Source organism: Streptomyces sp. (genome assembly GCF_035563135.1).
In the GTDB taxonomy this organism is placed as follows: Bacteria; Actinomycetota; Actinomycetes; order Streptomycetales; family Streptomycetaceae; genus Streptomyces.
The window spans coordinates 1-4,050 of record NZ_DATMVN010000016.1; the positions used below are offsets into that span (position 1 = coordinate 1).

Below are 4,050 nucleotides of genomic sequence, written 5' to 3' on the forward strand. Positions count from 1 at the left end.
CGCTTCGACAGCGAGTACCTCTCCCACGAGCAGGACGCCGAGGGGGTCACCAGCCTGGTCCGCGACCGGCTCACCGGCCAGGAGCACACGGTGCCCTCGCGCTACCTGCTCGGCGCCGACGGTGCCCGCAGCAGGATCGCCGAGCAGCTGGGACTGCCCTTCGAGGGGCCCGGTCCCGTCTCGGGCACGCTGGGTGTCATCTTCGAGGCCGACCTGTCGCGCTTCGTGGAGCACCGGCCGTCGGTCCTGTACTGGATGCTCCAGCCCGGAGCCGAGAAGGAGGGCGTCGGCCTGGGTGTGCTGCGGATGGTCAAGCCGTGGCACGAGTGGATGCTGATGTGGGGCTACGACCCCGCGCAGGGCGCCCCCGAGCTGACCGACGATTTCGTCCGCGAGCTGGCCGTACAGCTCGTCGGCTCGGACGACTTCGAAATGCGCGTCAAGTCGTCCTCGCCGTGGACGGTCAACCACCACTTCGCCACCTCCGTCGCCAAGGGCCGGGTGTTCTGCGCGGGCGACGCGGTCCACCGCCACCCGCCGACCAACGGTCTCGGTTCCAACACCTCGATCCAGGACTCGTACAACCTGGCCTGGAAGCTGGCGCACGTCATCCGCGGCACCGCGGCGCCGTCCCTCCTGGACAGTTACGACGCCGAGCGGGCACCCATCGCGAGGCAGATCGTGGAGCGCGCCAACCAGTCCATCGCGGACACCGGCCGCATAGTCGAGGCCCTGGACCTCACCGACACCTCGGAGGCGTCGGTACTCGACAAGCACCTCGCGGCCCGCAAGGAACCGGGACCGAAGGGTGAGAAGATCCGCCGGGCCCTGCGCGAGGCGATCGCCTACAAGTCGTACGAGTTCAACGCGCACGGCGTCGAGCACAATCAGCGCTATGTCTCCGGTGCCGTCGTGCCGGACGGCTCGGGCCCGGAGGAGTTCGCCCGCGACCGCGAGCTGTACGCCCAGCCGACGACCCGGCCGGGCGCCAAGCTGCCGCACACCTGGGTGACGCACAAGGGCAGGAAGTGCTCCACCCTGGACCTGGGAGGGCGCGGTGAGTTCAGCGTCTTCACCGGTATCGGAGGCGAGGCCTGGCGCAAGGCCGCCGCCGCTCTGTCGGTCGAGCGCGGACTGGTCCTGCGCCCGGTCTCGATCGGTCCCGGCGAGGAGTACGAGGACCTGTACGGCACCTGGGCCGAGCTCAGCGAGATCGCCGACGGCAGCGTCCTGCTGGTCCGTCCCGACCTCTACATCGCCTACCGGAACGGCACCGCGCCGGCCTCCCCTCAGGAGGCGTACCAGCTGCTGTCCCAGGCTCTGACAGAGGTGCTCGGGGTGCACGCCTGACGGTCGGGCACCGCGCGGGCCGTCCGCGCGGTCTGCCCGGGAACGGGCGGCGGTTCTCCCGGCCGCATGACACCGCGCCAGCCCGCTGCGGCCGTTCGGACAGGACGGCCGCACCGACGAGCATGCCGGCCTGCCCCAAAGCCCACAGGCAATTCAGCAACAGAGCCGGGACCTGGGTCACAGGCACGGCTCCCCGGTTCCACTAGCCTCCGGCGGGTGAGCGATCAGTCAAACAACAGCCCGAGTGTCGTTCTTCTCCCGCCCGTCGGCAACGACGCGCGGACCTGGGACTTCGTCGACCTGCCCGACGGCGCCCGGCGTCACCGGTTCCCCGGGTTCGGCCGTCCCCGGGCGGAGGCAGCGCTGACGATGGCCGGCCTGGCCGACGAGGTCGTCGCCATGCATCCGGGACGGCTCCACCTCGTCGGTGTCTCCATGGGCGGCATGGTCGCGTTGAACGCGGCACTGCGTCATCCGGACCGGGTGGCCTCGGTGCTCGTCGCCTGCACCGGTGCGTCCGCGTCTCCCGCCGTGATGGAGCAGCGCGCCGTCGCCGCGGAGACCGGCGGCATGTCCCACGTCCTGCAGGACACCTTGTCCCGCTGGTTCACGCCGCAGGCGCTGTCGGCCGCTCCAGCGCACCCCGGCGTGGCCTACGCCCGCACCCTCCTGATGGGCCTGGACCCTTTCGCGTTCGCCGCCGGGTGGCGGGCGATCGCCACCCACGACACGGCTTCCCGGCTCGGGCGGCTGGGCATGCCGGTGACGGCCGTGGCCGGAGGGAAGGACCGCGCGTCCGCCGTCAGCCGTTCCGAGGAGATCGCGGAGCGGGCCCCCCACGGGCGTCTGGTCGTCGTCGACGACGCCCCGCACATGATCCAGCTGGAACAGCCCGCCGCCCTGGCCCGGATCATCGGCGAACATGTGGCGTGGTCGGTGGAACATCCCAGCTGAGGGCGGCTGTGGGCCTGTGTGCGCCGGGATTTCGCGCTCCTTCACACCCCGCGAGGAACATCCGCAGTGTCCGTCATCACAGACTGATTGGATGGCCCCGCGATGGCACAGTCGACGCTGACTCCGCCCGCACGTTCCCTGCCTGTCCCCGCTACGCGCACCTCCGGACCCGATCCGCTCGCCCGGATATCACCCGCGGCACGCGAAGCGTGGCGGCTGACGTCACTGTCGTCGCTCCCGCCGGACGTGACCAGGACGATCCTGGCCCAGGCGGTCGAGACGCGTGCCGGGGCAGGGGACGTGCTCTACCGCGGTGCCGACCACGCCGAGACAGCGGTATTCGGCGTGGTCGTCGACGGACTGCTCCGCTTCTACGTCCACGCACCCGACGGCCGGTCGATGACCGTCCGGTACGCCGGCCGCGGCGAGCTGGTCGGCGTGCGGGGACTGGCGCTGGAGACCAGCACCGGCCCGGCGTCGCAGCGCTACGGCGGGCGCGCGCTGAACGGGGAGGCGCTGCAGAACAGCACGCTCCTCCTGCTTCCCCGTACGACGGTCACGGCGCTCGCCCGGCGGCGCGCGGAACTGTCCTGGGCGCTGACCGGGGAGATCGCCCGGCAGGCCATGCTCGACCAGGAGCTCATCGCGACCAACGTCTTCAGCCCGATCCGCGCCCGGGTGGCCCGTCACCTCCTGATGCTCGGGGTGAAGCAGGGGCAGGAGCTGGTCCTGCGCGTCAGCCACCAGGAGATCGCCGACGCGATCGGCTCGGTGCGCGAGGTGGTGTCCCGGGCGCTCTGCCGCTTCCAGGACGAAGGACTCGTCGAGCGGCGCGGCCGGCTGACCGTACTCCGCGACCCCAGGGCTCTCTACCAGGCTTCGCTCGGCTGATCCCCCCCCGGGGTACCGGGCCCACGTTCACCGGCGCAGCTTCTCCAGCAGGAGCCGCGTGCTGGCCGACGGGATCGTCCCCAGATCACCCAACGCCTCCTCGCACGCGCGGAAGACCTCGATCACACCGTCGTGGTCGCCGAGCATGCCGGCCACCTGCAGGAGCGTCTGCCAGGCACCTTCCCGGTAAGGGTCCTCGCGCAGGACCCGCTCGGCGTGGGCCTGCGCCTCGGGGTAGTGCTCGGCGGCCAGTGCGAGCTGGGCCGCCTCGGCGTGTGCGTCGGTGATCAGCGCCCTCACCCGGCTCCTGCGCTCGTCCGCCCACCCACCCCGGACCGAGGGGAGGTAGTCTCCGGCATCCGCTGTCCGCAGTGCGGAGACGAGAGCACGCAGACGTTCCTGCCCCGGAAGGTTCCGGGCGGTCCGGAGCCGGCGCTCGAGCTCCGCGGACTCGCTGGTGACCGCCAGCGCGTCGGAGAGGACGATCTCGTCGCCGTCGGTGCCGACCGCGGCCTGCTCCGGCAGCGCCCGGTTGAGCCGGCTCCGCGCCTGACGCAGGTAGGCCTGGGCGGAACGATCCGTGCTCCCGAAGAGCGCTTCCATCACCTGCCTGCGCCGCGCCCGGCCGCCCTGAGCGATGAGGTAGGCCAGCAGCTCAGGACTCTTGCGGATGCCGGTCGGCACGGGGACGCCGTCAACGAGCAGTTCGACCGAACCGAACTCGCGCAGCAGCACGGAGGAGAGCGCCACCAACCGGCGGTCGGCTGCGCGTTGAGTGTGCAGTGCCCGGCCGAAGTCGTGCCAGGACGAGGTCGCCGAGGTTTCCGCGTCGATGCGTCGCGACACGACGGCCGG

General features: G+C 71.6%; 4 protein-coding genes. 3 read left to right on the forward strand and 1 reads right to left on the reverse strand.

What is annotated here, in order from left to right; genetic code table 11:
• The 3 genes from VN520_RS00885 to VN520_RS00895 form a co-directional block, all read left to right on the forward strand.
• A partial coding sequence (locus VN520_RS00885; protein ID WP_325744873.1) for an FAD-dependent monooxygenase occupies positions 1-1,350 on the forward strand: 1,350 nt, incomplete at its 5' end.
• 216 nt (positions 1,351-1,566) lie between these two features.
• Positions 1,567-2,304 carry an alpha/beta fold hydrolase gene (locus VN520_RS00890; RefSeq protein ID WP_325744874.1) on the forward strand — a complete coding sequence of 246 codons (738 nt, stop codon included), beginning with the start codon at positions 1,567-1,569 and terminating at the stop codon, positions 2,302-2,304.
• Between the two features lie 246 nt (positions 2,305-2,550).
• Positions 2,551-3,195 carry a Crp/Fnr family transcriptional regulator gene (locus VN520_RS00895; RefSeq protein ID WP_325744875.1) on the forward strand — a complete coding sequence of 215 codons (645 nt, stop codon included), beginning with the start codon at positions 2,551-2,553 and terminating at the stop codon, positions 3,193-3,195.
• Between the two features lie 27 nt (positions 3,196-3,222).
• Here VN520_RS00895 and VN520_RS00900 read toward each other — a convergent pair.
• Positions 3,223-4,050: AfsR/SARP family transcriptional regulator (locus tag VN520_RS00900; protein WP_325744876.1), on the reverse strand; the 828-nt coding region annotated here is incomplete at its 5' end.